Below are 24,325 nucleotides of genomic sequence, written 5' to 3'. Positions count from 1 at the left end.
TGTGTATAAGAGACAGGGCTCTACCCGCGTACCGCAGCCGAGTTGCACTCCTGGGGCAAGAGCTGGCTGACGACGTGCCATGCGGCCTTCGCCGATCTCGGCGTCGACCCCCAGCGGGTGCGGGAGGTGGCCGCGCTCATCCCGGGTGCCATGCGCGGGTTGGTCTCCGAGCGCCAACTGGGCTCCTATGCCGACCTGGACGAGGCCCGCCGCGGCCTGACCAATGCGCTGGCGGCGTATCTCGAGCAGTCCCGGCCCGGCTGAAATCGGGGGCTGCGCAAATCGGGCGGCCACGCAAGGATGTGATGGTGTTTGGTCTCGTCGTTGTTGTCACACTTGTCGCCACCGTGCTCGGCGGCACGATTGTGGGCAAGCGGTATCGCGTCGGCCCCCCGGTGTTGCTCATCCTGCTCGGCGGCATGCTGGGCCTGATTCCCAGCTTCGGCGAAACCCAGCTCGACGGGGAGATCGTGTTGCTGCTGTTCCTGCCGGCAATCCTGTACTGGGAGAGCATGAACACCAGCTTCCGGGAGATCCGGGCGAACCTGCGGGTAATCGTGCTCATCAGTGTCGGCCTGGTGATTGCGACCGCGGTGGCGGTGTCCTGGACGGCACGATCGCTGGGCATGGAACAACATGCGGCGTCGGTTCTGGGCGCCGTGCTCTCGCCCACCGATGCCGCCGCGGTAGCCGGGCTGGCGAAGAAACTGCCCCGCCGGCTGCTGACCGTGCTGCGCGCCGAAAGCATCATCAACGACGGCACCGCGCTGGTGCTGTTCGCGGTGACGGTCGCGGTCGCCACCGGCAGCCCCGCGATCGGCCCCGTCGACCTGGTGGGCCGATTCGTCGGCTCGTACCTCGGCGGTATCGCGGCCGGACTGCTGGTGGGTGCGGCGGTCACCCTGCTGCGCCGCCGCATCGACGCGCCGCTCGAGGAAGGCGCCCTGAGCCTGTTGACGCCGTTCGCGGCGTTCCTGCTCGCCCAGACTTTTCACTGCAGCGGCGTCGTCGCGGTGCTGGTGTCGGCACTGGTGCTGTCCTACGTCGGCCCGCGAGTGATCGGAGCTCGTTCGCGGCTGCAGGCATTCGCTTTCTGGGACATGGCGACGTTTCTGATCAATGGCTCACTGTGGGTGTTCGTCGGCGTCCAGATTCCCGGTGCGGTGCACGGGATCGAAAATGTCGGCGACGGCATTCCGCATGCCACGGTGCTGGCCCTCGCTGTCACCGGTGTCGTCATCGTGACAAGAATCGCCTGGTCGGAAATCACCAGCATGCTCGTGCGCACCCTGGACCGGCGTGCCGTGCAGCGCGCCCGTCGGGTGGACTGGCGCCAGCGCGCGGTATCGAGTTGGGCGGGCTTCCGTGGCGCGGTCTCCCTGGCCGCCGCGCTGGCCGTCCCGTTGACCACCCACGCGGGCACCCCCTTTCCGGATCGCAACCTGATCATCTACGTGGTCACCTTCGTCATCCTGGTGACAGTGCTGGTCCAGGGAAGCACCGTGCCCGCCGTCGTTCGATGGGCGCGGATGCCCGAGGACACAGCGCACGCCGAGGAGTTGCAGCTGGCGCGGACCCGAGCTGCCGAGGCCGCCCTGACAGCGTTGCCGCGGGTGACCGACGAACTCGACGTCGACCCGGATCTGGCGGCTCGGCTGCTCAAGGAGTACCAGGATCAGGCCGAGCTGGTGGCGGTGGCCGATCAGCCCAACGCGGCCACCGAACGTGACGACATGGCGCGCCGGGTGCACCTGAGGGTCCTTGAGCACAAGCGCGGTGCCGTCACCGAGCTGCGCGACCGAAATCAGATCGACGACATCGTATTACGCGAGCTGCAGGCGGAAATGGACCTGGAGGAAGTGCGCCTACTGGGGCCGACCGACGCCGAATAGCTACCGGAGAAGTCGATGTACACAGTCTGCCGACTTCGATCCCGGTCGGTGGCGACAGGGTGGCCGCGGACCACTACTATCCACTCCGTGAGCGATTCCTCGGCCCGACGACTGCGACTCGCAAGTTCAGGCACTGTACTGGCGGCGGTCTTGCTGACCGCTCCCGTTGTCATTCCCGCGGGAACACCCGGTGCGGTCGCACCGGCCGGCGCGGCCTGCCCCGACGTCGAAGTGGTGTTCGCCCGTGGGCGTCTGGAATCGCCCGGGGCCGGCGCGGTCGGCAACGCCTTCGTCAGCGCGCTGCGCTCCAAGACCTCCAAATACGTCAGCTTGTATGCGGTGAACTACCCCGCTGACAATGAGATCGACCGGGGCGCCAACGACATGAGCGCCCACATCCAGAACACCATCAACGGATGTCCCAACACCCGCATCGTGGCCGGGGGATACTCGCTGGGCGCGGCCGTCACCGACGTCGTGCTCGCGGTCCCCTTCTCGGCGTTCGGCTTCACCAATCCCCTGCCACCGGGCGCCGACGAGCACATCGCCGCGGTGGCCCTCTTCGGCAACGGCAGCCAATGGGTCGGACCCATCACGAACTTCAACCCGATCTACAACGATCGGACCATCGAGCAGTGCCACGGCGCCGACCCGATCTGCAACCCGGCCGACCCGAACACCTGGGAAGAGAACTGGCCGCAACACCTGGCCAGCGCCTACATCTCGTCAGGCATGGTCAACCAAGCAGCTGACTTCGTCGCCGGAAAGCTGTAGCCGCTCTGCGCTGACCGCCGCCGTCAGCCCTTCGAGAGTTCGGCGGCCTTGCGGCCCAGGCCACGAAATCCCGCGCAGGGCTCCTTGGCTCCGATCGCGAACGGCAGCGCCTTCCACCGAAACCGCATCCTGCCGCGAAATCCCATGGAGTCTGGCGGCGGTTCTACCGCCGACTTCGCCAGGTCCAGATAGTACGTCGACGTTTGGCCCAGGCCTTCGAAGTCGTGCACCAGTGGTGTGCACACCGCCCGAACCGGTTCGTCAAGCCGCTGCGCGATGGCATCGGTCATCAAGACGTATTCCGGAACCGGCACCAGGTTCTTGAGCATCCGGTGCACCAGGATGACGTCGACGCCGGCAAGTTCGGTGTGGCGCTTGACCTTCTGCTCGGCCACCTCGCCCTCGTGCGCGACGAACTTCAGCGAGAGATTCATCAGCTGCTCGCAGCTTTCGCAGTGACAGTTGCGGCCATTCTCGATAAGGGCCCGACGATTCAGGAAGGCCTGGTGCATCCGCGACAACCGCTCGCTGACCAAGACCTGGGCATCGCCGTTGGGAGCCCAGAAAAAGGCGGCGTCGCCCTCCAGCTTCGCCAGCTTCATGCCCTTGGCGGCGTCGATGACTGATTCCAGCAGCGTGGCCACTGCCAGCTGGGCATGCACCAGATGGGTCCGGTTCCAGTTCATGTAGGCGGTGTATCCGCCGATGTCGGCAATGACGAGCACCGCGCGCCGGATGGCCATGAGCTCAACAGTCTAGTCCGGGTAGCTATCCGTAACCACGTTTCACCAGATGCCGTGCGGCGGCCTCCATGGCAGCTGGGCCGGCCACCTCGAAGCCGAATGCGTTGGCCAACCGATCGGTGATGTTGAAGGCCAGGCCGACCGCCAGTGCGTCTTTGACCTGCCCGGGTGTGACGCCGGCTGCCAGCACGGCACGTACGTCGTCGGCGTCGACGCGGTGCCGGCGTGTCAGTTTGTCGAGCAGGCGAAGGGTGGCCCGCAGCTCTTCGGGGATCGGGGCGGTGTCCAGATCGGCGAGGGTGGCGGCCGCGGTCTCGTCGTCGTAGCAGATGTTGGAGGTGGCCGTGTGCGCGGCGACGCAGAACGGGCAGTCGTTGGCCTTCGAGACGTAGGCGGCCATCAGTTCCCGCTCCCCGATGGTCCACGCCGATGGCCCGCGCATCGCCTCGTTGGTCAGGGGCCCACCGCCGTAGAAGTCCGGGCGATAGAAAGCGAGCTTGACGGCGTCGACCACGGGCTGGCGTGAGATCAGCCGAATGATTCCCAGCAGGGCCTTGGTGCGCAACCGGTGGCCGCGATCGAGGATGGCCAGCCTCATGGCGCTCCGCGGTCCGCGGTGGCATCGGCGAGCGCTTCCAGCGCGCTGGCGTACTGCCGGGTGGCCTGGCCGACCGCGGCGCACACCGCGATCTCGAAGATCTGGTCTTCGCTCAGACCTGCGGCTCCGACCGCGGCAACGTCCTCGTCGGTCACCTCGTAGGAGCGCAGGGTCACCTTGTCGACCAGGGCGCTGAGCGGTTCCTCGAGTCCGGCGTTGTCGTAAGCCGCTCGGCGCAATTCGAGGGGCGCTGTCCCGCCCCGACCCAGAACGCGGCCGAGCAGCGCTTGATGCAGTTCGGTGATGTCGGACATGACGTTTCGTGGACCTCCTCCCCCGCGCAGGGCCACATCGGTTGGTCACTGCCGTCCATTGTGCGACCGCAGGGCCCTTTCGGTCCAGATCAGTGCGACAGATCCGCCGGCGGGGTGTCGACGAGGCCGGCATCGGGTGCTCCCGACATGCGCAGCAGACCGCGCACAACGCGGATGACCAGCAGCCAGGAGCGCGGGGCACGCAAGTTGATGCCAGCGATCAGCTGTTTGACCATGGACAGCGTGTCGAAGTAGATACGCTCGATCGCCAGGTTCTCCTGCTCGTCGAAGACGAAGTAGGCGGTCATCCGGGTGCGGTGGCGTGATCCGGTGGCCGGAACCGTGCCTAAGGGTCCCAGATGTGTTCCGGTCAGCCAGAATTCGACGATCACTGCGTCGGCACTGTGACGCAGTGCGATGATCTCGTGGTTCTGGTCCGGGAATGCCACTCGGGTGTCGTGGTAGTAGCCGCGCACTTCCGCGTCGCCGTCGTGCACGGTCAGCGTCGGGATGATCTCGTAGTGGGGGTGGCCGAACGTGGCGAGCACGTCGTCCCAGTGCTGACGCACTTCGTCCCGAAAATGGTCGAGTACCAGCTGCTCACGGGCGCGCAAGACCTCGATGGACGGGATGGCGTAGCGGTTGGTCACGGTGTCCCCCTCATGGAGTCAGGCGTTGTCCTGCACGCGCTCCTCTTACTCGTGGCTCGCCTGCCGATACTGCCGCAACTCGGCGCGCACCGCCGCATCGAATGCCCGGTCCAGACTGGCGTGCGCCGCCCGTCGGGCCACCCTGCGCATGGCGTTGACCAGGTCGGCAGCCCAGGCGAGTTCGTCGTCATTGGCCGGTAACCACCCGGGCCCGCGCTGGCGGACCACCTCGGCATGTCCGCTGCGGGTCAGAAGTCCGGCCGCATCGTCCAACTTCTGGTCGACGGCAATCACGGTCTCCAGCATCACCCCCAGGGGCATCCCCCGCGACATCAGCGTGGCGAGATCATCGATCTGATCGGTGTCGGTCACCCGGTAGACGTCGTCGGTGTCGGTCGGCTCGATGACTCCACTGGCGGTCAGGCGCCGCAACAAGGGGGCGTCCAACTGGCCCAGCCGCGCCTCCAATTGTTCGCGCGTCATCGTCCTCGACACCGGACGCGACCATGGCGCAGTCACCAACTCTCCCAGATCAGCCAGATCCAGGACCTCGACCAAAGCCTCACCGCGCTGCAATCCGGTCAGGAACTTCAGGATGTGTTTGACCGTGAATCCCTCGCCGAGCAAACGGATGATCGCCTGCAACTGCTTGAGGTGCCGGTCGGTGTAGATCGCCACCCGGCCGCGGCGCTGGGGCCGGGGCAGCAGGCCGCTTTCCTGGTACACCCGGACGTTGCGAGTGGTGGTCCCAGCCTGTCTCGCAAGATCGTCGATCCGGTACTCGGTCACTACCACATCCTAGGCAGTCAGGACCGGGTCGCTGCGGGTCTTCTCGGCGGTGATCTTGAAGTCTTCCAGCTCCAGCGTCTTGAGTTGGTTGACGAATTGCGTGGCGAAGCCCGGGAACATGGTGGCGTTGAAACCGTCCTCGGTCAGATACCAGCTCTGGCATCCGGAATTCCACGTGGTGGTCTTCAGGCGCCGCTGGATGTCCTGGTTGTAGCGGTCCTGCACCTCGGGCCGCACGTCGAGCGACTTCCATTGGTACTGAAGCAATTTCGAGATCGCGCCGACGATATAGTCGATCTGCGCCTCCATGTAGACCAGAGACGAGCTGTGGCCGGGTCCGGAGTTCGGCCCGAAGGTGAAGAACAGGTTCGGATAGCCCGATACCGCGACACTACGGTAGGCGTAGGCACCCCTGCTCCACTCCGAAGCCAGGTCACGGCCATCGATTCCGGTGATCGGAATCGGGGTGCCGGTTTTGGACACCTCGAATCCGGTGGCGAACACGATGGCGTCGAACTGGTGCTCGATGCCTTCGACGGTGCGAATCCCCTTGGGCGACAACCGAGCGATAGGCCAGGTGACCAGTTTGCAGTTGTCCTTCTGCAGCGCTGGATAGTAGTCACTGGTCATCAGCAGGCGCTTGCAGCCGGCGGAGAAGTCCGGTGTGAGCTGTCGGCGCAGCCACGGATCCTTCACCTGCGCGCGCAGGTTCGCCAGGCTCAAGGCCTCCACGAGCCGGGTGAACGGGCTGTCCCACACCACGCCGACCGCAACAGACTCATGGCCCCAGAACCAGGCGGACCGCATCAGCTTCTCGGCCAGCGGCACATCCTTGTAGATCTTCTTCAGCCAGCCACTGGTCGCTGTGTTGAGCCGCGGCAGCACCCATCCCGGGGTGCGCTGGAACACCTTGACCGACTCCGCCACCTTGACCAGTTCGGGGATGATCTGCACCCCGCTGGCGCCGGTGCCGACCACGGCCACCTTCTTGCCGGTGAAGTCGTAGTCGTGATCCCAGCGGGCGCTGTGGATCGTGTGCCCCTCGTAGTCCGCCCGGCCGGGGATATTCGGGAAGCTGGCGTTAGCCAGTGGCCCGGAGGCGAGGATGACAGACTTGGCCCGCACGGCTTCCCGGCCATCCAGGTCGATGGTCCACTCACCGGCGTCCGCGTCGTAGCTGATCCCGGAGACGTTGTGTTCGAACCGGATATACGGCGCGATCCCGAAGGATTCGACCATGGTGTCGATATAGCCGAGGATCTCCGCGCTGCCCGAGTAGGTGTGCGACCAGTCGGAGTTGGGAGCGAAGCTGTAGGAGTACAGCCGCGACGGGATGTCGCAGGCCGCACCCGGGTAGGTGTTGTCGCGCCAGGTGCCACCGACCCGCGTACCGCGTTCAAGGAGGACGAAGTCGGTGATTCCCTGGTCTTTGAGGCGAATGGCGGCACCGATGCCGGCGAAGCCGGCGCCGATGATGGCTGTTGAGATAGTCACAGTGATCGTTCCTCTTACTTACGCGACCGGCTCGTAGGTCAGTTCCTGCGACCAGGTGGGGGTGTTGTGCACCAGCGCGGGCGGGATGATGCCGGTGATCCTGACCAGGGAATCGGCCAGCCAGTGGTACTTCGAGCTGCGGTCGATAACCTTCTTGCCGTGCCAGGAGATCAACTGATACATCGGCACCCGGCGCGCGAAAGAGCTTCGTTCGCCGACGCTTTGGAAGCGTCGCATGGCCTGGTAGAGGCGTTCCTCGTTGACGCCCATCGCCACGATGTTGTCGCGCATCTTGTTCAGCAGCGGGAAGTAGCTCAAGGTGCCGAGCAGCAGCGCGGGGTTCATCCAGCTGCCCACCAACTCGACGGCCAGCTTCCGAATGCCGGCGTGGCCCAGGATGTCCATCACCTCGAAGTCGACCGCCAGGTGACGCGACTCGTCTGAGTTGATCCGCTTGAAAACCTCTTGAGCCACCGGGTCTTTGACCTCGTCGGTGATGAACTTGATCAGCGCGCCGTCCAGGGCCACTTCCAGCATGGGGATGACGGTGCCCAGGATCGACAGCGACATGCTGTCGGAGAACTTGTCCAGCCAGGTGATCACCAACTGGACGTTGACGCTCGGAGCCGGAATTTCGTCGTCGTCCAGCATCCCCCACCGTCGCATCAACGCGAGCTCGGCGTTGGCGTGCTTCTGCTCCTCGGCGTGGAAGTGCTCGTAGATGCTCTTCAGGGTCGGGGTGGGAGCCTTCTTGGCGAGCGCCGCAAAGCCCCGGGCGCCGACGTTCTCGATCCACATCAGGTCGGTCATGAAGGGCTTGAGCTTGGCCCACAGCTCCGGCTCGATCAGCTCGGCTCCGGGGGCGTCCCAATCGATGTCGACCAAGGCCCACTGCTTGTCCTTGATCTTCTGCAGCATGTCGTCGAGGTTCATCGCCATGATCAGTTCTTTCCTTTCACAAGACGGTCATTCGCAGGTCAGTTCCGGGGAAGGAGGCGCGCAAGCAGCCGCCGCGAGCTCGTCGGATCGCTGGTCGGCGTAGACACCGGCGATGAAGGCCGCCACGCGGCGCAACGCGGGCTTTGCCTCCGGGGCCAGCCGCGGCAGCGCCTGGAAGACATGCACCATCCCCGGCCATACCTCCAAGGTGGAAGCTCCGCCGTTTCGGCGTATCTCGGTGTCCAGGTGGCGCGCGTCGGCGCTGAGGATCTCGAAGCCACCTACCTGGGTGAACACCGGCGGCAGCCGATCCGCCCGGGCGAAGTCGAGCCGGAGGCGCACATGGTCGGGGTCTTGGCCCCGCACGTAGAGCTCCACCAGCCGGCGCGCCGAGGCCGCCGACACCGCGGGGTCACGCCGCACCTTCTCCTGCTGCTCGGCGAGCTTGAGCGTGAGGTCGATCAACGGCGAGAACAGCACGACCCCGGCCGGTTGAAACCCCGGCTCATCGGCATGTGCGAGCAACATGTCGCAGCTCAGGTGGCCGCCTGCGGAGTCCGCACCGATCACGACCTCGGCGGCGGCATACCCCTGAGCCAGCAACCACCGGTAGCCGGCTTCGACATCGTCGGCGGCCGCCGGGAACGGGTTCTCGGGAGCCAAGCGGTAGTCCACGGAGAACATCGGCAGGCCGGTTGCCTCCGAGAGCCTGGCGACCAGCTTGCGGTGGGTCCGCGTCGAGCACAACACGTATCCGCTGCCGTGCACGTAGTACCCCGCCCGCCGGCCGAACTCGACTCCGGGGCCGAGCACCCATTCGCCGCGCACCCCTGCCTCGCGCACCGGAATGACTCGGGTGCCGGCCGGCGTAGAGCCGAGCGTTCCCATGATGGTGGCGATCAGACCGCGCGCGAACGCGATACCCGGTCGATTCATCGGAATCATGTTGTTCAGAACGTGCAACGTCCAGCGCGTGGACGTACCGGCCACCACGGCGCGCATCGACGCACGCGTGGGCACCGGCGGCAGGGGCAAACCATCGGGTTTCGTCACGGCACATACAACACCAATTATTGTGCCATTTGTCAATGGCACGATTGGCGATGTAGGCGTGGCGGCCGGAGTCAGGACACCGTGACCGGGCCCAACAGCTCGGGCACTTCGGCCTGGTACGGCGGCAGGCTCGGTATGGCCGGCCTGAGTTGGGTCGACGGGGCCGGCGGAGGCGTGGATCCCATACTCCAGTTGCCGTCGTTGCCGGCGGTGTAGGCCAGCCAGACCCGGTCGACACCGGCTTGGGCCTTGGCTGCCTTGAGCAGTTCGTTCTGATACCCGGTGCGGGGTACCGCGAATGCGCCCTGCCCGACGCATGCCAGGGCACCACCGGCGAACTGGCCGGCGCCGGAACTGATGTGCCAGCCGTCAGGAGCCTGGCAGGCGTAGCGCAGGAACTGGCCGCAGGCCTCCGCCTGGAAGCGACCGTCGCCATTATGCACGGCGCATTGCTGGGTGGGGCTGGACAACGGCTGACCGTAGGACCAGCTCCAGGCGAAGCCCGCCAACTGGTCGGCCTGTGGGTCCACAAAGTTCGGGCCGGGCGCGTTGGCACCGCATTTCATCATCTCGTGGATATCGGCGGACGTCATCGGCTGGGCGTTGCCGCCGCCGGCGAGCACATCGACCAGCGTGCTGGAGTCGAAGAACCGCGTGTAGGAACTTTCGTACTGCGCTCTGCTGAAGTAACAGTCCGGGTACTGCACGGTGACCGGCCTGCCCTTCTCCGCCACATTGCTGTCGTTGAACCCGAGCGCGTCCCACGCCGCATTCCGGCCACACCCGCTGTTGGTGAAGAGCAACACCTGCTTGCCGCTCGCCAGGATCTGGGCCATGGTGACGCCCAGCGGGATCGGCTGGGTGTCGCAGGATGAGCCGGGCTGCACCTGAGAGGGGCGGAACAACAGGTCACGCGCGGAGGTATTGCCCAGCGTGCTCTCGATGACCGCAGCCCCGGCAGGCAGCGACTTGGTGGTGTCATCGACCGGGTCGTCGAGCCGATTCTCGATGTAGAGGACCACCACCTGGTCGGGGTGCGCATCCAGCCAGCGCCTGATCTGCTGCAAGCCCGAGACCGCGGGCTGTTCGAAGGTGCAGCCCAGGTGGTTGTCGAAGCCGTGACACAGAATGGGTGCGTAGCCGCCGGGGGCGCCCAGGCTCGGATACCAGTGCAGGTCGAGCTCAAGGAACCTCATGTCCAAGTCGAGTTGATCGACCAATGAATAGAGCTGGTCGGGGTCCATGCCCGACAACGTCGGCGGCACGTTGGCATTGGTGTAGTTGAAAGAGTTATGGGTGGCGGGGATCTGGGCCTCCCCCAGCGGCAGCGTCATGCTCAGCCGGTACTGCTGTACCAGCGCCTTGTGGACCGGACCGGCCAGGTAGTTCTGCACCGACCGCTGGCCGATGGGGCTGCCGTTGCGCAGCGCGCAATAGTCGATCGGGCCATTGATCACCCGACACTGGCTGGCCACCAGTTGCGCCGCTGCGTCGAGCGTCTTACAGGTCGCCGCCAGCTGCCCGGTGGCGACATCGAAGCAGGCGCTGATAAGCCCGTGCTTGTTCCCGCCGAACCAGCTGCACGCCTCGACGGAACCGACTGTGCTGCAAGCGTTCACGATCGGGTTGGTGACATCGCCGATCGCCTTGCACACCGGGGTGAAGGCCGGACCCAAGTCGGTACAGGCGGTAGCCAGCGACGGCGGAGCGGAGGACGGGGACATCACGGTGATACCGACGGTGGCCGGCGTCGAGACCGTCACGCCGTCGGTGGTGGCGTAGCTGAAGGCGTCGGTGCCGACGAAGCCGTTGGCCGGGGTATAGGTGAAGGTAGCGCCCGTGATCGTCGCCGTGCCGTTCACGGGAGGGCTGACGATGGCGAACTGCGTGGCCGGATTCGCCGGAACGGCAACCAGTCCGGCGCTGACCGGACTGGCGGTGGTGGTCACCGCCACCACGTTCTGCGGCTCCGCGCTGGCCGCCGACGCCAATCCGGGAAGTCCCACCGCGGTCCCCACCCAAGCGATGAGCACCGACAACACGGCGAGGATCGCCGTCCAGCGCAGGCGGCGCGTTGCGGTGGTGGTAGCGGCCGGCCACCCGAAGTGGCGCCGAGAACGCTCAATTGCCGCCCCAAAGACCACCGACCAAACTCCTTATTCGGTTACGACACCGACTCGCTCTCGGAACACTCAGGCAACTTCCGTAACAATGGGCAACAGAAATCACACCGGCAACACGACACGATCACAGATCGGGCTCAATGAATTCTTCGGCTTAACTTGGCTTGCGCTCACTCAAGGGAGCTCGCCATTCCAACCGGCGCGAACGCCGACTGGCTCAGAAGTCCAGAAGTAGAGCGCTCGGCTCGACCGCGTCCCCCAGGTCGAAGTCGCCGACGTCCGGCGGCAGCGAACCATCGATCGGCGAGTACGAAGCACCGATCGACTCGGCGACAGCGCGCGGCAGATAGTTCACCAGGGCATCGACGAAACCCGTTTGGTCAACGTCTTCGAAGGGCGCCAGAATGCCGGCCAGGCCCGGCGCGTCACTGTTGAGATAGGCGTTGAGGAGATCGGCCGGTGCGCCGATCAAGCCGAAGAGTGCGCCGGTGATATCGCCGGCCGCCAGATCATCGACGAAGTTGCGGGCGAGCGTCTCGAATTCGACGACCACGGCCTGCAGTGAGCTGAGTGCGGCAAGCCCGACCGGCACCTGCACCGCGTGCAGCGTGGCCATTGCCGCGTTCACGATGTTCCCGACGATGTCGATGGGGATCGCCACCAGGCGGTCCACCAGCCCCAGGACCGGAAAGGCACTGATCATGATGATGATCGCCTGCCCCAACGCCTCGGTGATATCACCCGACGAGATGGCGCTGAACAGGGTGTCGAGCTGGTCGGGCAGGTTGATCAACCCGTCGACGAAGGACTGGGCGGTGGCCCCGAACGCCTCGAACGTGCGTTGCGCGTAGTCGAACCAGTTGGTGGCCAGTTGGACGACTGTGGGCAGCGGGTCCTCCAGCCAGTGCGCGCCGATGGTGCCCAGGTTGTTGAAGGTGTTGGTGACCAGGTCGATATAGGGGTCGAATGGACTGGCCGTCAGCTCGACTACGCGCGCGACGACGTCAGAGGGCGGCGCCGCCACTGGCGGCGCGATCAAGGTGCTCGCGGCCAGTGCTGCGATGCCGACGGCAATCCGGGGTTGGCTGACTGATCCCACAACACTCATTTCATGACTGGAGCCACTACGGTAACTCTGGGCACGCTGGTCAACGGTATAAACGGGCGTTTTGCGATTGCCACGTGCCAGCCAGGCCGCCTCTGGAGCGCCGGGTGCATCCGCAGCTGGGGGCACGTACCGCCGGCGGCCGAGCCCGCACCGGATACCGGGCAGCGAGCGGATCCGCACCGGTCAGTTTTCCTGTCGCCGAGTACCCAAGAAAGGACATAAGTCTTTTTATTCCCGACCTGCGGCTCCTTTAATGCATCAGCCGACGGGACATCGGCTATTTCATTCAGGGAATGTTTCAGATCCGAATACGAAAATTGACAAGGCTTGCAATAATCCTGTGAGTTGCCAACTGACGGCACGGCGTACGGCCCGACATCTGCTGGGGGCATGTCGGAGACGTAATCGCCTGCCGCGCAAACAGCTTGGCGACCACCACCAGTGATCGCTCCGAACGAGGGGATTCGATGAAGAAAATCATCTTGGGCGTTGCATTTTGTGGCGCTGCGCTGGCGTTCGCCGGTGCGGCCAACGCCGCCAACGACAACCAGTACGACTTCCTCTACGGCTCAAGCGATGCGCTTATTCTCGGGCCGACCGGCATCGCGACACCGAGTGTCGGCTACATCAACAGCGCGGTGGACCGGTATCTCGATCCGCTGGGATACGACGGCACTCCCGCAACGACGTTGCCGCTGACCCTCCCCAACACCTGGGAATTCTTCCAGAGCGTCCCGGCGGGCCAGGCCGTCCTCGTCGACGCGATTCTTGCCGACTACGCCGCCGGCGAGATGGGCTGCGACGCTTCCGGCGTGTGCAGCGACCCGCTGACCATTTTCACCTACTCGCAGAGCAGCCTGGTCGCCGCCTATGCCCAGCAGGAACTCTCCGACGCCGGCGTGCCCACCGATGCCTTACGTTTCGTGATGCTCGGCGCCAACCCCGCCCCCGTCCCCACCGACCTCTACCCCACCGAAGTGTTCAACATCCAGGGCGACATCTACACGAATCCGCTGGGCCAAAGTTGGATAGACCTGCTGTTCGGTGGCACAAGTTGGCAGGACCTGCTGTACGGGCTACTAGTCCATAACGCCTACCTCGGATTGACGGCAGACCAGATCGACTCGGCCACCTCGGTCGTCGACGGGATGACCACCTTCAACGAGATCCCAGCACTGGACACCGGCGAATTGTGGCAAGCGCTGTTCACTTCGTTCTTTGGCTTGTGACGCCTAGGGGAGGAGTTGAGCCGGGCGGAACTCGGCTCAACTCCCTCACCCGCGGAGCGTCAAGGATCAACCGAAGCCGCTGTCAAGCATCAGCCGAAACACCTCAACCGACGCCCGAAGCCATACACCTCTGAAGTAGGGCGGGCGGGGCTCGAACCCGCGACCAATGGATTATGAGTCCACGGCTCTAACCAACTGAGCTACCGCCCCTGATACGCATGTGCGCGGGAACCATCGTGCCATGCCGCACCAGCGGCGTCTCCATGCACCGTGGCCCCCGATCCACGCCGTGACGATGTATCCGTCGACGACTTCGTCTCCCCTGCCTGTCCCGCTGATCGCGGCCGCCTCCTGCCGATTGGCGTTGCGTCCCGGCCACAGGATCAGCACCGCCGGCCGACGTGACATCCGGCCGATCGACCTCCTTAATCATAGTATTATTGCAATATATGCATGATTACGGTAGCGTCGCCGCCATGAACACGACAGCGCATCAGACCCACTCCCACAGCGAACACACCCACGGCGCCGACTGCGGGCACGAGGCAATCCAGCACGGCGACCACGTGGACTACCTGCACGATGGTCACCGTCACGCCGCGCACGGTGACCACTACGACGAGCACTGATCACTGACCAACCAGCAAGCGGCACAGGCGTGTCCGCAACGTGGGCAACCGACCGCACGCAACCGATGGGGAAGGCTCCGCAACAGCGGGGCCTTCCTCATCAGCAAGCGGGGAACGCTGGCTAAGTGCCGCTGTCCGGCTCTTCGGAAGGACGAGGCAGATCCATGCCGGCCAAGCGGACCGGGTCCGCGATCGACACGATGCCCACCAGCCGACCATCTCGCACCGTGCACGCCATCAAGGCCAGCGGCCGGCCCGTCGGCCCCCAGCCCAAAATCCCGGGTTCGCCGTTGACCAGGACACGACGCGCGGTGAAGCGCGCCCCCTGACCTCGACGGACGGCCTCCACCACCGCACTGGCCCCAGTGGTCACGCTCACCCCGCGCACCGTGTGCCGACGCCAGCTGACCTCGGGGTCGAGCACCCGCAGCAGCGCCTCGAAGTCCCCTCCTTGCGCGGCCGCCAGAAACGCATCCACGACCTGGCGCTGCGCACGCCGATCCCCTGCCGGCGTCGGGACGTCCTGGACCTTGCGGCGAGCCCGGCTGGCCAACATCTTCGCGGCATCAGCCGATCTCCCCACGATCGGGCCGATCTCGGCGAACGGCACCGCGAACATGTCGTGCAGCACGAACGCCAGCCGTTCGTCGGGGCGCAGCGACCCCAGCACCACCAGCAGCGCCAATCCGACTGAATCCGACAGCACCGCCGCATCTTCGGGAGTGTCGCGGTCATCGGTCACGACGAGGTCGGGAAACTCCTGATCGATCGAGGCTTCGGGCCGCGCCGCACGCGACCGCAGGGTGTCGATGCAGATCCGGCCGATCACCGTCGTCAACCACCCCGACAGGTTGTCGATCGCATCGACGTCCTGGCGAGCCAACCGCAGCCAGGCCTCCTGGACCGCATCTTCGGCGTCCGCCCCCGAGCCCAGCACTCGATACGCCAACGCCCGCAGGCGATGACGCTGCTGATCGAAGGCCTGTGCCAGCTGCGTCTCGGTCGTCATCGGTTACCTCTCGAGGTGTCGGTCCGTCATAGGTAATGACGAACCGCACCCGACCGAGGTAACCACGAACACAAAGGAGCGCGCCATGAACACCACGCTGTGGATCATCGCCTGCGTCGCCGCCGCATATGCCATCGGCGGCGCCACCCTGCTACTGCTGCCCCGGGCGCGGTACCGCGCGTTGGGCGCGAATCAGCACTGGGTCGACGACTTCGCCGACGGCCACCTCAAGGCGATCGGAACGATCAAGCTGCTCGGCGCGATCGGCCTGATCCTGCCGGCAGCTGTCGCAGTGGCACCACTGCTGGCGCCCCTGGCCGCCACCGGTCTGATGCTGTTCATGGCGGGCGCGGCCACCACCAGGTTCCGCCGCAGCGAGTGGATCGCCATGGCCGGCGACGTCATCTTCATCGCGATGTTCGCGTTCCTGGCCTGGGGCCGATTCGCGCTGCACCTGTTCGCCTGAACCCACCGGGCACCAGCATCGGCACCTGGCGGCGATACTGCCGGTATTCCTCGCCGAGCGCGGCCACCAGGTCTCGCTCCTCCAGCTGCACCGCGACCAGGATGAAGCACGTGGCCGCGACCGCGAACAACAGGTGACCGGCAGTCATGGTGGGCGTGGCCCAGAACGCGATCACGAACCCCACCATCAGCGGGTGGCGCACCACCCGGTACAGCGCGCGGGCGTGAAAACCGACATGGGAGTATGGCCGTTCCCGCCATGCGAGGTAGACCTGGCGCAGTCCGAACAGGTCCACGTGACTGATCATGAATGTCGACGCCAGGGCTATCGCCCAGCCGATCCAGAACAGTCCCCACAGCACCGTGCGCTCCGCGGGCATCGTCAGATTCCAGACGGTTGTCGGGATCGGCCGCCACTGCCAATACAGCAGGACCAGAACCAGATTCGACGCCAGAACATAGGTGCTGCGTTCGATGCTCTCGGGCACCAATTGGGTCAACCACCGCTTGAATGCCGGGCGCGCCATCACGCTGTGCTGCACCGCGAACAGGGCCACCAGCGCGACATCGATGACAACCGCCCACCCGAGCGGCGCGGGCGGGCCGTGGTCGACGCTGCGCGGCACGACGAAGTTGCCGAGAAAGCCAACCAGATACAGGAAGACAGCGATGAAACCGAGATAGTTGAGTGCCCCGTAGGCCAGGGCGAGATAACGGGGCATGGCGCCCTCCCGAGTTTGCCGACGCCGCCATCGTAGTCCCCCGAACCCGCAGGTCACCATAGGTTTCGTCGGGCAAGTGACCGACCGTTAGCAAGGTCGGCTTACTATCCCAGGATGACCGCGGAAACCTTCGTCACCCACGCGCCCGGCGACGTCCGGATCATCGCCGACCGGCACGGTGACCCCGACGCGCGCGCCGTGGTGTTCCTGCACGGCGGCGGTCAGACCCGCCGGTCCTGGGGGCGGGCGGCCGCGGCGGTGGCCGAGCGCGGCTGGCAGGCGGTTACCGTCGACCTGCGCGGCCACGGCGAGTCGGATTGGGCACGCGAGGGCGACTACCGGTTGGTCAGCTTCGCCGCCGACGTTCACCAGGTGCTGCGCACCCTGCCGCCGGACCCGGTGCTGGTCGGCGCCTCGCTGGGCGGATGCACCGCGATGCTGCTCGGCGGCGAACTGGCGCCGGGCGCGGCCAGTGCGGTGGTCCTGGTCGACATCGTGCCCAACATGGACGCCTCAGGCGCGCAGCGCGTGCAGGCGTTCATGGCCGAGAACATGGAGTCCGGCTTCGACTCTCTCGACGAGGTCGCCGACGCGATCGCCGCCTACAATCCGCACCGGCCCCGCCCCGCCGACCTCAATGGGCTCACTACCAACCTGCGCCGGCGCGGCGACCGCTGGTACTGGCACTGGGACCCGCAGTTCATCAGCGGCCCCGAGCACCAGGGACCGATGGAGATCCACGATGTCGAGCGGCTCAACGCCGCGGTGCAGACCATTCTCGACGGCGGCGTGCCGATGCTGCTCGTCCGCGGCCAGCTCAGCGACCTGGTCAGCGCCGCCAACGCCGAGGAGTTCCTAGCCCGGTTCCCGCAGGTGGAGTTCGTCGACGTTGCCGGGGCCGGTCACATGGTCGCCGGAGATCGCAACGACATCTTCGCCGACGCCATCCTGGCCTTCTTGGCGCAGCACTCCGCCTGAACTCAGCCGAACACGGTCTGGCCGTCTGCGTCCAGCAGATAGCGCTCGGTGCCGTCGGCAACCCGCGGTGCGTCGGCGGCCAGTGACACCGCAATCTTGTTGCCGGCGTTGCGCATCACATCCAACGTCAGCTCGACGGCCTGCTCATCGGTGAAGTGCCGGCGCACCCCGGCGGCCACCTCTGCGTCGATATGCGCCGGTGTCCAGACCAGCGCGTCGACGTAGCGCAGCGCCACCTTCTGCGCCTCGCTGAGTAGCCGGGACTGCTCGAAACGTTCGATGTCGTCATAGAGCGACTCGGATCCGCCGGCATTCAGGGCGGTCGTCTCTCGCAGCGACTTGCACAGCCGGCAGTTGTGCTGGGCCGCTCCACGCAGCCGCACCACCTCAGAGGTCACCGGATCCAAGGACCGCAATCGGGCGACGGCGGGCATGAACCCGTTGAACAACGCGTCGGCCGGGTGGCCTGAGTTATCCCAGACGATCACGTCCGGCCATGACACCTCGACGCCGACGGCGTCCAGCCCGGCACGCACCCGGGGCACGAAGTCACCGATGTACATCTGCACGACGGCGTCGAAGGCCTTGTCCCCCAGCGCCTCCCGCAGCCGATCCCGCTGGGCATCGGAGATCATGGAGACGTCCACACAGAACTGTTCGGCGAATTCGGTCACCGCCGGATCGGCATCGGGCGCCTCGGCGCTCACCTCGGCCGGCAGCGGCGACAGGCCCAGCGTCCGCCCGCACACCTGGCGGACCAGGGCGCCCAGCCGGCCACCCGAGCACGCCACCAATCGGTTCAGCTCACCGAGTATCTCCATCTCGCTGAGTTTATGCCGCCCACATAGGGTGAAACCCATGCGCGTCGTCGTCATCACCAAAACCGGTCCTCCGTCCGTGCTGCAGGTGCAGGACCGGCCCGACCCGCCGCCACCCGCCAGCGGACAGGTACGGATCGGGGTGCGAGCCGCGGGGGTGAACTTCGCCGATCACCTCGCCCGGGTCGGGCTGTATCCCGATGCGCCGAAGCTGCCCGCCGTGGTCGGTTACGAGGTCGCGGGGACCATCGAGGCCGTCGGTGACGGTGTCGACCCGGCCCGCATCGGTGAGCGAGTGTTGGCCGGCACCCGGTTCGGCGGCTACGCCGAGATCGTCAACGCCAACGCCGACGACACGGTCACCCTGCCGCCGGCGATGAGCTTCGAGGAGGGCGCAGCCATACCGGTGAACTACGCGACGGCCTGGGCGGCACTGCACGGCTACGGGTCGCTGCAGGCCGGCGAGCGGGTGTTGGTGCACGCCGCGGCCGGCGGCGTCGGCATCGCGGCGATCCAGTTGGCAAAGGCCGCCGGTGCCGTCGTGCACGGCACCGCGTCACCGGGCAAGCACGCCCAACTCGATGCCCTGGGCATCGACCGCGCGATCGACTACCGCCGCAAAGGCTGGTGGGACGGTCTGCCGCCGTATGACATCGTGCTCGACGGGCTCGGCGGCACCTCGCTGCGGCGCTCGCTGACGTTGTTGCGTCCCGGCGGACGCCTTGTCGCCTACGGTCTTTCGTCATTGCAGCAGGGCGAGAAGCGGTCGCTGCTGCGGGCGGCGCCGCAGGCGCTGGCCATGCTGCGCGGCTTCAGCCTGATCACGCAGATGGAGCAGTCCAAGACCGTTATCGGCCTGAACATGCTGCGACTGTGGGACGACCGCGGCACGCTCGGACCCTGGATCGCCCCGCTCTCCGAGGCGCTGGCAGACGGGACCGCGGCCCCGGTGGTGCATGCGGCGGTGCCATTCGCGGACGCACCAGAGGCCCACCGCATTCTGGCCGCGCGGGAAAACGTCGGAAAGGTGGTGCTGGTGCCCTGAGGGCGGTACGCCGGCTCACCGGTCGCCGCTGGCTATCCCGCGGTGGGTGGCCTCGGCATCCGAAATCGGCGGTCCCGCATCCGGAACACCGGGGTTGCGTGGTTGCGGGCGGCCGAGCGCCCCATCGGCCCCATCATTCCCATTGGGGCGTGGTTTCCGGTGGCTCGCAGCGGGCTGGCGGGTTCCGCAGCCAACCCAGGGAGACCTCCCAGCCGGGATGCACCGCCGGCGGGATCGGCGGAGTCGATCATCTGAACCGCTGTCAACCAGCGCTGCGGCACCGTCAACTTCCCCACCGGTGCCGATCGGCCGGTGCTCGCCAGCACCGCGTTGGGGAACTGCGGCGATCCGGGCGGACCGTCGGGAACGGCCGGGTTGGGCAACGCGGTTCCTGCGGCCGCTTTTGCCTGCGCATTCAGAATCGCCACAGCGAAGATGCCCTGCGACCCGGTGGTGAACACCACTTGTTGAGCGACCCCGAGCACCCCCAACGTGGGTCCCAGCACCGCAAGCTCGGCGACTATCGGCCACGTCTGTGGCGACGAGGCCGCCGCAAGACCCGCGTGCGCTGGCTGTGTGGAGGTAGCGGCCAGGAGTTGGGGGGACTCCAGCACGCCAGTCAGCGGCTTAAGTACCGATAGTTGCGGCTGCCCGGTGACAGCGTCGGCTGCCGCACGCGCCGCCGCGGCGTGTTGAGCGAATTGCCCGCCCGCGTTGGTTGTCTCCGGCGGCCGCTGAAACGGTGTGAGCGCGTGAGCCTGCGCCGAAGCCGCGGCGTAGCCATACATAGCGGAGGCGTCTTGAGCCCACATCTCGGCGTAGACGGCCTCGGTGGCAGCAATCGCCGCCACATTCTGCCCAAAGAAATTGGTGGCCACCAGCATCAACAACTGGGCCCGGTTGGCTGCTACCGCGGTCGGCGGTACGGTCGCCGCGAAGGCGGTCTCGTACGCGCCCGCCACCGCTCGGATCTGGGCCGCCGTCGCTTCGACTTGCGCCGCCGTGGCCGAAGCCCACGCGACGTATCGTGTGGCTGCCGCCACCATCGCTTGGGTGGCAGGACCCGACCACGCCTGGCCCTGCAGGCTCGAGATCGTCTCGGTGTAACCGGCGGCGAGTGAGTCCAGTTCTCTCCCGGTGGCGTCCCAAGCCGCGGCAGCCGCCATCATCGGCCCCGAACCCGGACCGGAATACATTCGGGTCGAATTGATTTCGGGAGGCAGAGCGCCGAAGTCAAACACCACAGATCCTGCCGCTGCGGCAGCGGATCACTTGAAACGCTTCGCGGAAACTCCCGCGGCGCACCAACATCAGCTAGCCGCCGAGGGACGGGCGGGGCATGGTGAATCGACTGGGCGCCACACGCAGAGCGCTGGACACGGTCTGGCGCCCCGTCGCCGCCGCGCCGCCCATCATGGCGGCCATCGGGCCCATACCCAATGCCGGAGCAGCCCCGGACAGCTCAGCCGCCGAACCCTCCGGCACCGCCAGTTCGCCGGCAAGCTCGTCTTCGGACAACCACACCGGATCGGTGGAGGCGGCTGCCACCGGGGTGGCGTCGGCCCAGGCCGGGGGCACCGACAACTGGCCCACCGGTACCACGTCGCTCCCCATGTGGGCCAGTACCGCGCGACGGTCCGCGACTTCAGACTCCGCTGCCGGCCTATCGTCGTTCACCAGGACGTGCCTGCCGTCTTTTGGCTCACCCGCGCCGGCGTCACCATGGGCGATCAGATAAGCGTTACCGGCCAGCGCGAAGGAACCCACCGACGAGATGGTCCGCGCTGTCTGCAAGGCGAACGAGGTCGGTCCCAGCACGATGTTGAGGGCAGCGATCACATCCAGCGGCAGCCACGGATCCGCCTGAGCGGGCAGCGCCGCGGCCTGCCCGGTCGAGAGGCCGCCAAGCTGCTGCGGCAACTCGGCGAGCAGCGGCGAGAGCAGACTCTGCGTGTCCGAGGCAGCAGTGGAGCCCGCGGCACCGGCGACCGCGGCGGTCTGGGCCGCGCCGCCGACGGGGTTGGTTGTCTGCGGCGGCTGCTGAAACGGCGCCAACTTCGTAGCCGTCGCGGCCGAGGACGCATACCCGAACATCGCCAGGGCGTCTTGGGCCCACATCTCGGCGTATGCGAACTCGGTGGCCGCGATCGCCGGTGTGTTCTGCCCGAAGATATTGGCTGCAGCCAGGCTCGCAAGCTGAGCACGGTTGGCTGTCACGACCACCGGTGGAACGATCGCGACACGCGCCTGCTCATAGCTGGCCGCCGCCGCGCGCGCCTGGCCGGCGGCCCGTTCAACCTGGGCAGCCGTTACCGCCGCCCACTCGGCGTAGGGCATTGCCGCTGCGGCCATCGCCGCAGACGCCCTGCCAGTCCAACCGTCGCCCTGTAAGTCCGCGATCACCGAGTGATAGCCGGTTGCAAATGCACTCAGTTGCGCAGCAAGCGCATCGTAAGCGGCCGCAGCGGCCAACAGTGGTCCCGAGCCGGGGCCGACATACATTTTCGCCGAGGTGATCTCGGGCGGAGACGTTCCAAAATCCAACACCGCGCATATCCCCTCTAGTTGCCGTTCTATCGGCGACCAGCGGTGCCGGGCTCCCCCCGCGTTTGCAGTTCATGGAGCTGATCGACCAACGCTGGTTCCACCGGACCGGATCATGTGACGGCGTCGCCGCCCATCACGGGGAATGCCTTCCGGACAATGACTCCGGCCCGGTGGAAATCTGCTTCCACCTGAGTCCAGCTTCATCGCCGTGCTCGCCCTGCGCCATCGGAGCTGACACCCAATCGCGGGGGGTGAAAACCTGTAGAAAAGAGCTGCGACCGGCAAGAGCCGCCGGCCGCACCGGCTGCCCCTGGCGAGCTCAGACGGTGCGGGCCAGCCGGTGCGCCAGCAGTTCGGCGAAACGTGCCGGATCGTCAAGCGCCCCGCCCTCGGCCAACAGTGCAGTACCGTAGAGCAACTCCGCGGTCTCGGCCAGGTCGGCGTCCTCGCCGCCCCGCTCGCCGTGCGCCTGGCGCAGACCGGTGACCAGCGGATGGCTCGGGTTGAGCTCGAGGATGCGCTTGCCGACCGGGACCTCCTGGCCGTTGGCGCGGTAGATGCGGGCCAACGCCGGCGTCATCTCGAAGGTGTCGGTGATCAGGCACGCAGGCGACTCGGTCAGCCGGGTCGACAACCGCACCTCTTTGACCTGCTCGGCCAAGGTCTGTTCCAGCCACGCGATCAGGTCGGCGAAGTCCTTCTGCTGCTCCTCGCGCTCGGCCTCGTGCGCAGCCTTGTCCTCCTCGGAGTCCAGATCCACCTCCCCCTTGGCGGTCGACTGCAGCGGCTTACCGGCGTACTCGGCGACGGTGTTCACCCACACCTCGTCGACCGGGTCGGTCAGCAGCAGCACCTCGTAACCCTTGGCCTTGAACGCCTCCAGGTGCGGTGACTTCAGCAGCTGCTGGCGGGACTCGCCGGTGGCATAGAAGATCTGCTCCTGGCCGTCTTTCATGCGCTCGACATACTCGGCCAGCGTGGTCGGCTCGGAGTCGCTGTGCGTCGAGGCGAACGAGCTGATCGCCAGCAGCGCCTCCTGATTGTCGAAGTCGGACAGCAGCCCCTCTTTGACGACGCGACCGAACTCGGTCCAGAAGGTGCGGTAGTCATCGGGCCGCTGTGACTGCAGCTCCTTGATGGTCGACAGCACCTTTTTGGTCAGCCGCCGCCGAATCGCGTTGATTTGGCGGTCCTGCTGCAGGATCTCCCGCGAGACGTTGAGCGACATGTCCGCCGCGTCGACGACACCCTTGACGAAGCGCAGGTATTCGGGCATCAGCTGGTCGCAGTCGCCCATGATGAACACGCGTTTGACGTACAGCTGCACGCCGACCTGGGCGTCCCGGTTGAACAGGTCGAACGGCGCGTGCGACGGGATGAACAGCAGCGCCTGGTATTCGAATGTGCCTTCGGCCTTCATCGCGATGACCTCAAGCGGGTCGTCCCAGGCGTGCGCGATGTGCTTGTAGAACTCGTTGTATTCCTCTTGCGCGACTTCATCTTTGGGGCGCGCCCACAGCGCCTGCATCGAGTTCAGTGTCTGGGTTTCGACGGTGACCGTCTCGTCTCCACCGTCTTCGGTGGCCGGAGTCACCCGCTCGATTTGCATCCGGATCGGCCAGGCGATGAAGTCGGAGTACTTCTTGACCAGACCCCGGATCGTCCACTCCGCGGTGTAGTCGTGCAGCGCATCGTCGGCGTCTTCGGGCTTGAGGTGCAACGTGATCGACGTGCCCTGCGGTGCTTGCTCGCCCGGGTCGACGGTTTCGATGGTGTAGGTGCCATCACCACTGGATTCCCACCGGATGGTCTCGCTCTGACCGGCCTTGTGGGTGACCATCTCGACCTTGTTGGCGACCATGAACACCGAGTAGAAGCCGATCCCGAACTGGCCGATCAGCTCTTCGGACGCCTTGGCGTTCTGCGCTTCGCGCAGTTGCTGGCGCAGCTCGGCGGTGCCGGAGCGGGCCAGGGTGCCGATCAGGTCCACCACCTCATCGCGCGACATGCCGATGCCGTTGTCGCGGACCGTCAGGGTGCGCGCGGCGGTGTCGACCTCGATCTCGATGTGCAGGTCGGAGGTGTCTGCCTCGAGGTCCTTGTTCCGGAACGCCTCGAGTCGCAGCTTGTCCAGGGCGTCGGAGGCGTTGGAGATCAGCTCCCGCAGGAACGCGTCCTTGTTGGAGTAGACCGAGTGGACCATCAAATCCAGCAGCTGCCGAGCCTCAGCCTGAAACTCCAGCTGCTCCACACGTGCGCTCATAAGTCCCGAATTTTAGCGACGGCCCCATCGCGTTCTTCGGGGGGCCACGGCACGCCCGACGGCGCCACGACGGCCGCGGACCGCGTCTTTACCCAACCTTGACCAGCTGTTGAATCAACCCCCCGACGATTGCCACGTGACTA

23 protein-coding genes, 1 tRNA gene and 1 pseudogene are annotated in these 24,325 nt (G+C 66.2%); 8 read left to right on the top strand and 17 right to left on the bottom strand.

Translation table 11 applies throughout. From position 1 onward, the window contains the following. Window positions 1-18: 18 nt before the first annotated feature. The 3 genes and pseudogenes from LI94_RS02410 to LI94_RS02400 form a co-directional block, all read left to right on the top strand. Window positions 19-264, top strand: a pseudogene (locus tag LI94_RS02410) (TetR/AcrR family transcriptional regulator); the annotation flags it as partial. A 44-nt stretch (window positions 265-308) separates the two neighbouring features. Next, window positions 309-1,892, top strand: a complete 1,584-nt coding sequence (locus tag LI94_RS02405; protein WP_046300182.1) for a Na+/H+ antiporter — start codon at window positions 309-311, stop codon at window positions 1,890-1,892. Between the two features lie 87 nt (window positions 1,893-1,979). Next, on the top strand, window positions 1,980-2,666 hold the full coding sequence (locus LI94_RS02400) for a cutinase family protein (RefSeq protein WP_046300173.1): 687 nt from the start codon (window positions 1,980-1,982) through the stop codon (window positions 2,664-2,666). Between the two features lie 23 nt (window positions 2,667-2,689). Here LI94_RS02400 and LI94_RS02395 read toward each other — a convergent pair whose 3' ends face one another. The 10 genes from LI94_RS02395 to LI94_RS02350 all read right to left on the bottom strand — a co-directional run bounded on the left by LI94_RS02395 (window position 2,690) and on the right by LI94_RS02350 (window position 12,468). Next, the gene (locus LI94_RS02395) at window positions 2,690-3,409 is read right to left on the bottom strand and encodes a DUF2652 domain-containing protein (RefSeq protein ID WP_024440622.1); all 720 of its coding nucleotides are present in this window, start codon (window positions 3,407-3,409) and stop codon (window positions 2,690-2,692) included. A 25-nt stretch (window positions 3,410-3,434) separates the two neighbouring features. After that, on the bottom strand, window positions 3,435-4,007 hold the full coding sequence (locus LI94_RS02390; protein WP_024440623.1) for a carboxymuconolactone decarboxylase family protein: 573 nt from the start codon (window positions 4,005-4,007) through the stop codon (window positions 3,435-3,437). Then, window positions 4,004-4,321 carry a hypothetical protein gene (locus LI94_RS02385; RefSeq protein ID WP_046300172.1) on the bottom strand — a complete coding sequence of 106 codons (318 nt, stop codon included), beginning with the start codon at window positions 4,319-4,321 and terminating at the stop codon, window positions 4,004-4,006. The genes LI94_RS02390 and LI94_RS02385 overlap by 4 nt, the downstream gene beginning before the upstream one ends. A gap of 89 nt (window positions 4,322-4,410) precedes the next feature. After that, on the bottom strand, window positions 4,411-4,971 hold the full coding sequence (locus LI94_RS02380; RefSeq protein ID WP_024440625.1) for an ester cyclase: 561 nt from the start codon (window positions 4,969-4,971) through the stop codon (window positions 4,411-4,413). Between the two features lie 45 nt (window positions 4,972-5,016). Next, window positions 5,017-5,760, bottom strand: coding sequence for a MerR family transcriptional regulator (locus tag LI94_RS02375; protein WP_046300171.1), 744 nt, complete (start codon window positions 5,758-5,760; stop codon window positions 5,017-5,019). A 9-nt stretch (window positions 5,761-5,769) separates the two neighbouring features. Further along, entirely contained in the window at window positions 5,770-7,254 is a 1,485-nt protein-coding gene (locus tag LI94_RS02370) for an NAD(P)/FAD-dependent oxidoreductase (protein ID WP_046300170.1), read from the bottom strand. 18 nt (window positions 7,255-7,272) lie between these two features. Then, window positions 7,273-8,193, bottom strand: a complete 921-nt coding sequence (locus LI94_RS02365) for a reductase (protein WP_024440627.1) — start codon at window positions 8,191-8,193, stop codon at window positions 7,273-7,275. A 27-nt stretch (window positions 8,194-8,220) separates the two neighbouring features. After that, window positions 8,221-9,246, bottom strand: coding sequence for an alpha/beta hydrolase (locus tag LI94_RS02360; RefSeq protein WP_239651136.1), 1,026 nt, complete (start codon window positions 9,244-9,246; stop codon window positions 8,221-8,223). Window positions 9,247-9,317: 71 nt separating this feature from the next. Further along, window positions 9,318-11,390, bottom strand: a complete 2,073-nt coding sequence (locus tag LI94_RS02355; RefSeq protein ID WP_152664731.1) for an Ig-like domain-containing protein — start codon at window positions 11,388-11,390, stop codon at window positions 9,318-9,320. 196 nt (window positions 11,391-11,586) lie between these two features. Further along, window positions 11,587-12,468: a hypothetical protein gene (locus LI94_RS02350; RefSeq protein WP_046300168.1), complete on the bottom strand. Its 882-nt coding sequence runs from the start codon at window positions 12,466-12,468 to the stop codon at window positions 11,587-11,589. Window positions 12,469-12,944: 476 nt separating this feature from the next. Between LI94_RS02350 and LI94_RS02345 the strand changes: the two genes are divergently transcribed. Beyond that, window positions 12,945-13,706: a PE-PPE domain-containing protein gene (locus tag LI94_RS02345; protein ID WP_046300167.1), complete on the top strand. Its 762-nt coding sequence runs from the start codon at window positions 12,945-12,947 to the stop codon at window positions 13,704-13,706. A gap of 136 nt (window positions 13,707-13,842) precedes the next feature. On the opposite strand, the gene LI94_RS02340 is transcribed toward LI94_RS02345, so the two are convergent. Beyond that, a tRNA-Ile gene (locus LI94_RS02340) sits at window positions 13,843-13,916 on the bottom strand. A 266-nt stretch (window positions 13,917-14,182) separates the two neighbouring features. Here LI94_RS02340 and LI94_RS02335 point away from each other — a divergent pair. Then, entirely contained in the window at window positions 14,183-14,335 is a 153-nt protein-coding gene (locus LI94_RS02335; RefSeq protein ID WP_036457137.1) for a hypothetical protein, read from the top strand. Window positions 14,336-14,456: 121 nt separating this feature from the next. Here LI94_RS02335 and LI94_RS02330 read toward each other — a convergent pair whose 3' ends face one another. Further along, the gene (locus LI94_RS02330) at window positions 14,457-15,344 is read right to left on the bottom strand and encodes a sigma-70 family RNA polymerase sigma factor (protein WP_024440632.1); all 888 of its coding nucleotides are present in this window, start codon (window positions 15,342-15,344) and stop codon (window positions 14,457-14,459) included. An 85-nt stretch (window positions 15,345-15,429) separates the two neighbouring features. Between LI94_RS02330 and LI94_RS02325 the strand changes: the two genes are divergently transcribed. Beyond that, window positions 15,430-15,810 carry a DoxX family protein gene (locus LI94_RS02325; protein WP_046300166.1) on the top strand — a complete coding sequence of 127 codons (381 nt, stop codon included), beginning with the start codon at window positions 15,430-15,432 and terminating at the stop codon, window positions 15,808-15,810. Here the strand turns inward: LI94_RS02325 and mddA are convergent. Further along, window positions 15,752-16,531 (bottom strand): methanethiol S-methyltransferase, encoded by a 780-nt coding sequence (gene mddA, locus LI94_RS02320; RefSeq protein WP_046300165.1) that lies wholly within the window; start codon window positions 16,529-16,531, stop codon window positions 15,752-15,754. The genes LI94_RS02325 and mddA overlap by 59 nt on opposite strands. Window positions 16,532-16,645: 114 nt before the next feature. Here mddA and LI94_RS02315 point away from each other — a divergent pair, with 114 nt between their 5' ends. After that, window positions 16,646-17,509: an alpha/beta hydrolase gene (locus LI94_RS02315; protein WP_024440635.1), complete on the top strand. Its 864-nt coding sequence runs from the start codon at window positions 16,646-16,648 to the stop codon at window positions 17,507-17,509. 2 nt (window positions 17,510-17,511) lie between these two features. On the opposite strand, the gene LI94_RS02310 is transcribed toward LI94_RS02315, so the two are convergent. After that, entirely contained in the window at window positions 17,512-18,330 is an 819-nt protein-coding gene (locus tag LI94_RS02310) for a carboxymuconolactone decarboxylase family protein (protein WP_046300164.1), read from the bottom strand. A gap of 37 nt (window positions 18,331-18,367) precedes the next feature. Here LI94_RS02310 and LI94_RS02305 point away from each other — a divergent pair, with 37 nt between their 5' ends. Continuing rightward, on the top strand, window positions 18,368-19,372 hold the full coding sequence (locus LI94_RS02305) for a zinc-binding dehydrogenase (RefSeq protein ID WP_024440637.1): 1,005 nt from the start codon (window positions 18,368-18,370) through the stop codon (window positions 19,370-19,372). A gap of 32 nt (window positions 19,373-19,404) precedes the next feature. On the opposite strand, the gene LI94_RS25025 is transcribed toward LI94_RS02305, so the two are convergent. From LI94_RS25025 to htpG, 3 genes are all read right to left on the bottom strand, one after another. Further along, window positions 19,405-20,613 carry a PPE family protein gene (locus tag LI94_RS25025; RefSeq protein ID WP_046300180.1) on the bottom strand — a complete coding sequence of 403 codons (1,209 nt, stop codon included), beginning with the start codon at window positions 20,611-20,613 and terminating at the stop codon, window positions 19,405-19,407. A 73-nt stretch (window positions 20,614-20,686) separates the two neighbouring features. Further along, entirely contained in the window at window positions 20,687-21,919 is a 1,233-nt protein-coding gene (locus tag LI94_RS02295; RefSeq protein ID WP_046300163.1) for a PPE family protein, read from the bottom strand. 319 nt (window positions 21,920-22,238) lie between these two features. Continuing rightward, window positions 22,239-24,182 (bottom strand): molecular chaperone HtpG, encoded by a 1,944-nt coding sequence (gene htpG / locus LI94_RS02290; RefSeq protein WP_046300162.1) that lies wholly within the window; start codon window positions 24,180-24,182, stop codon window positions 22,239-22,241. Window positions 24,183-24,325: the final 143 nt, after the last annotated feature.

Source organism: Mycobacterium sp. UM_Kg27 (genome assembly GCF_000972905.1).
Taxonomy (GTDB): domain Bacteria; phylum Actinomycetota; class Actinomycetes; order Mycobacteriales; family Mycobacteriaceae; genus Mycobacterium.
Note: the sequence above shows the minus strand (reverse complement) of the source record. Positions and strands in the feature narration are given on the sequence as shown.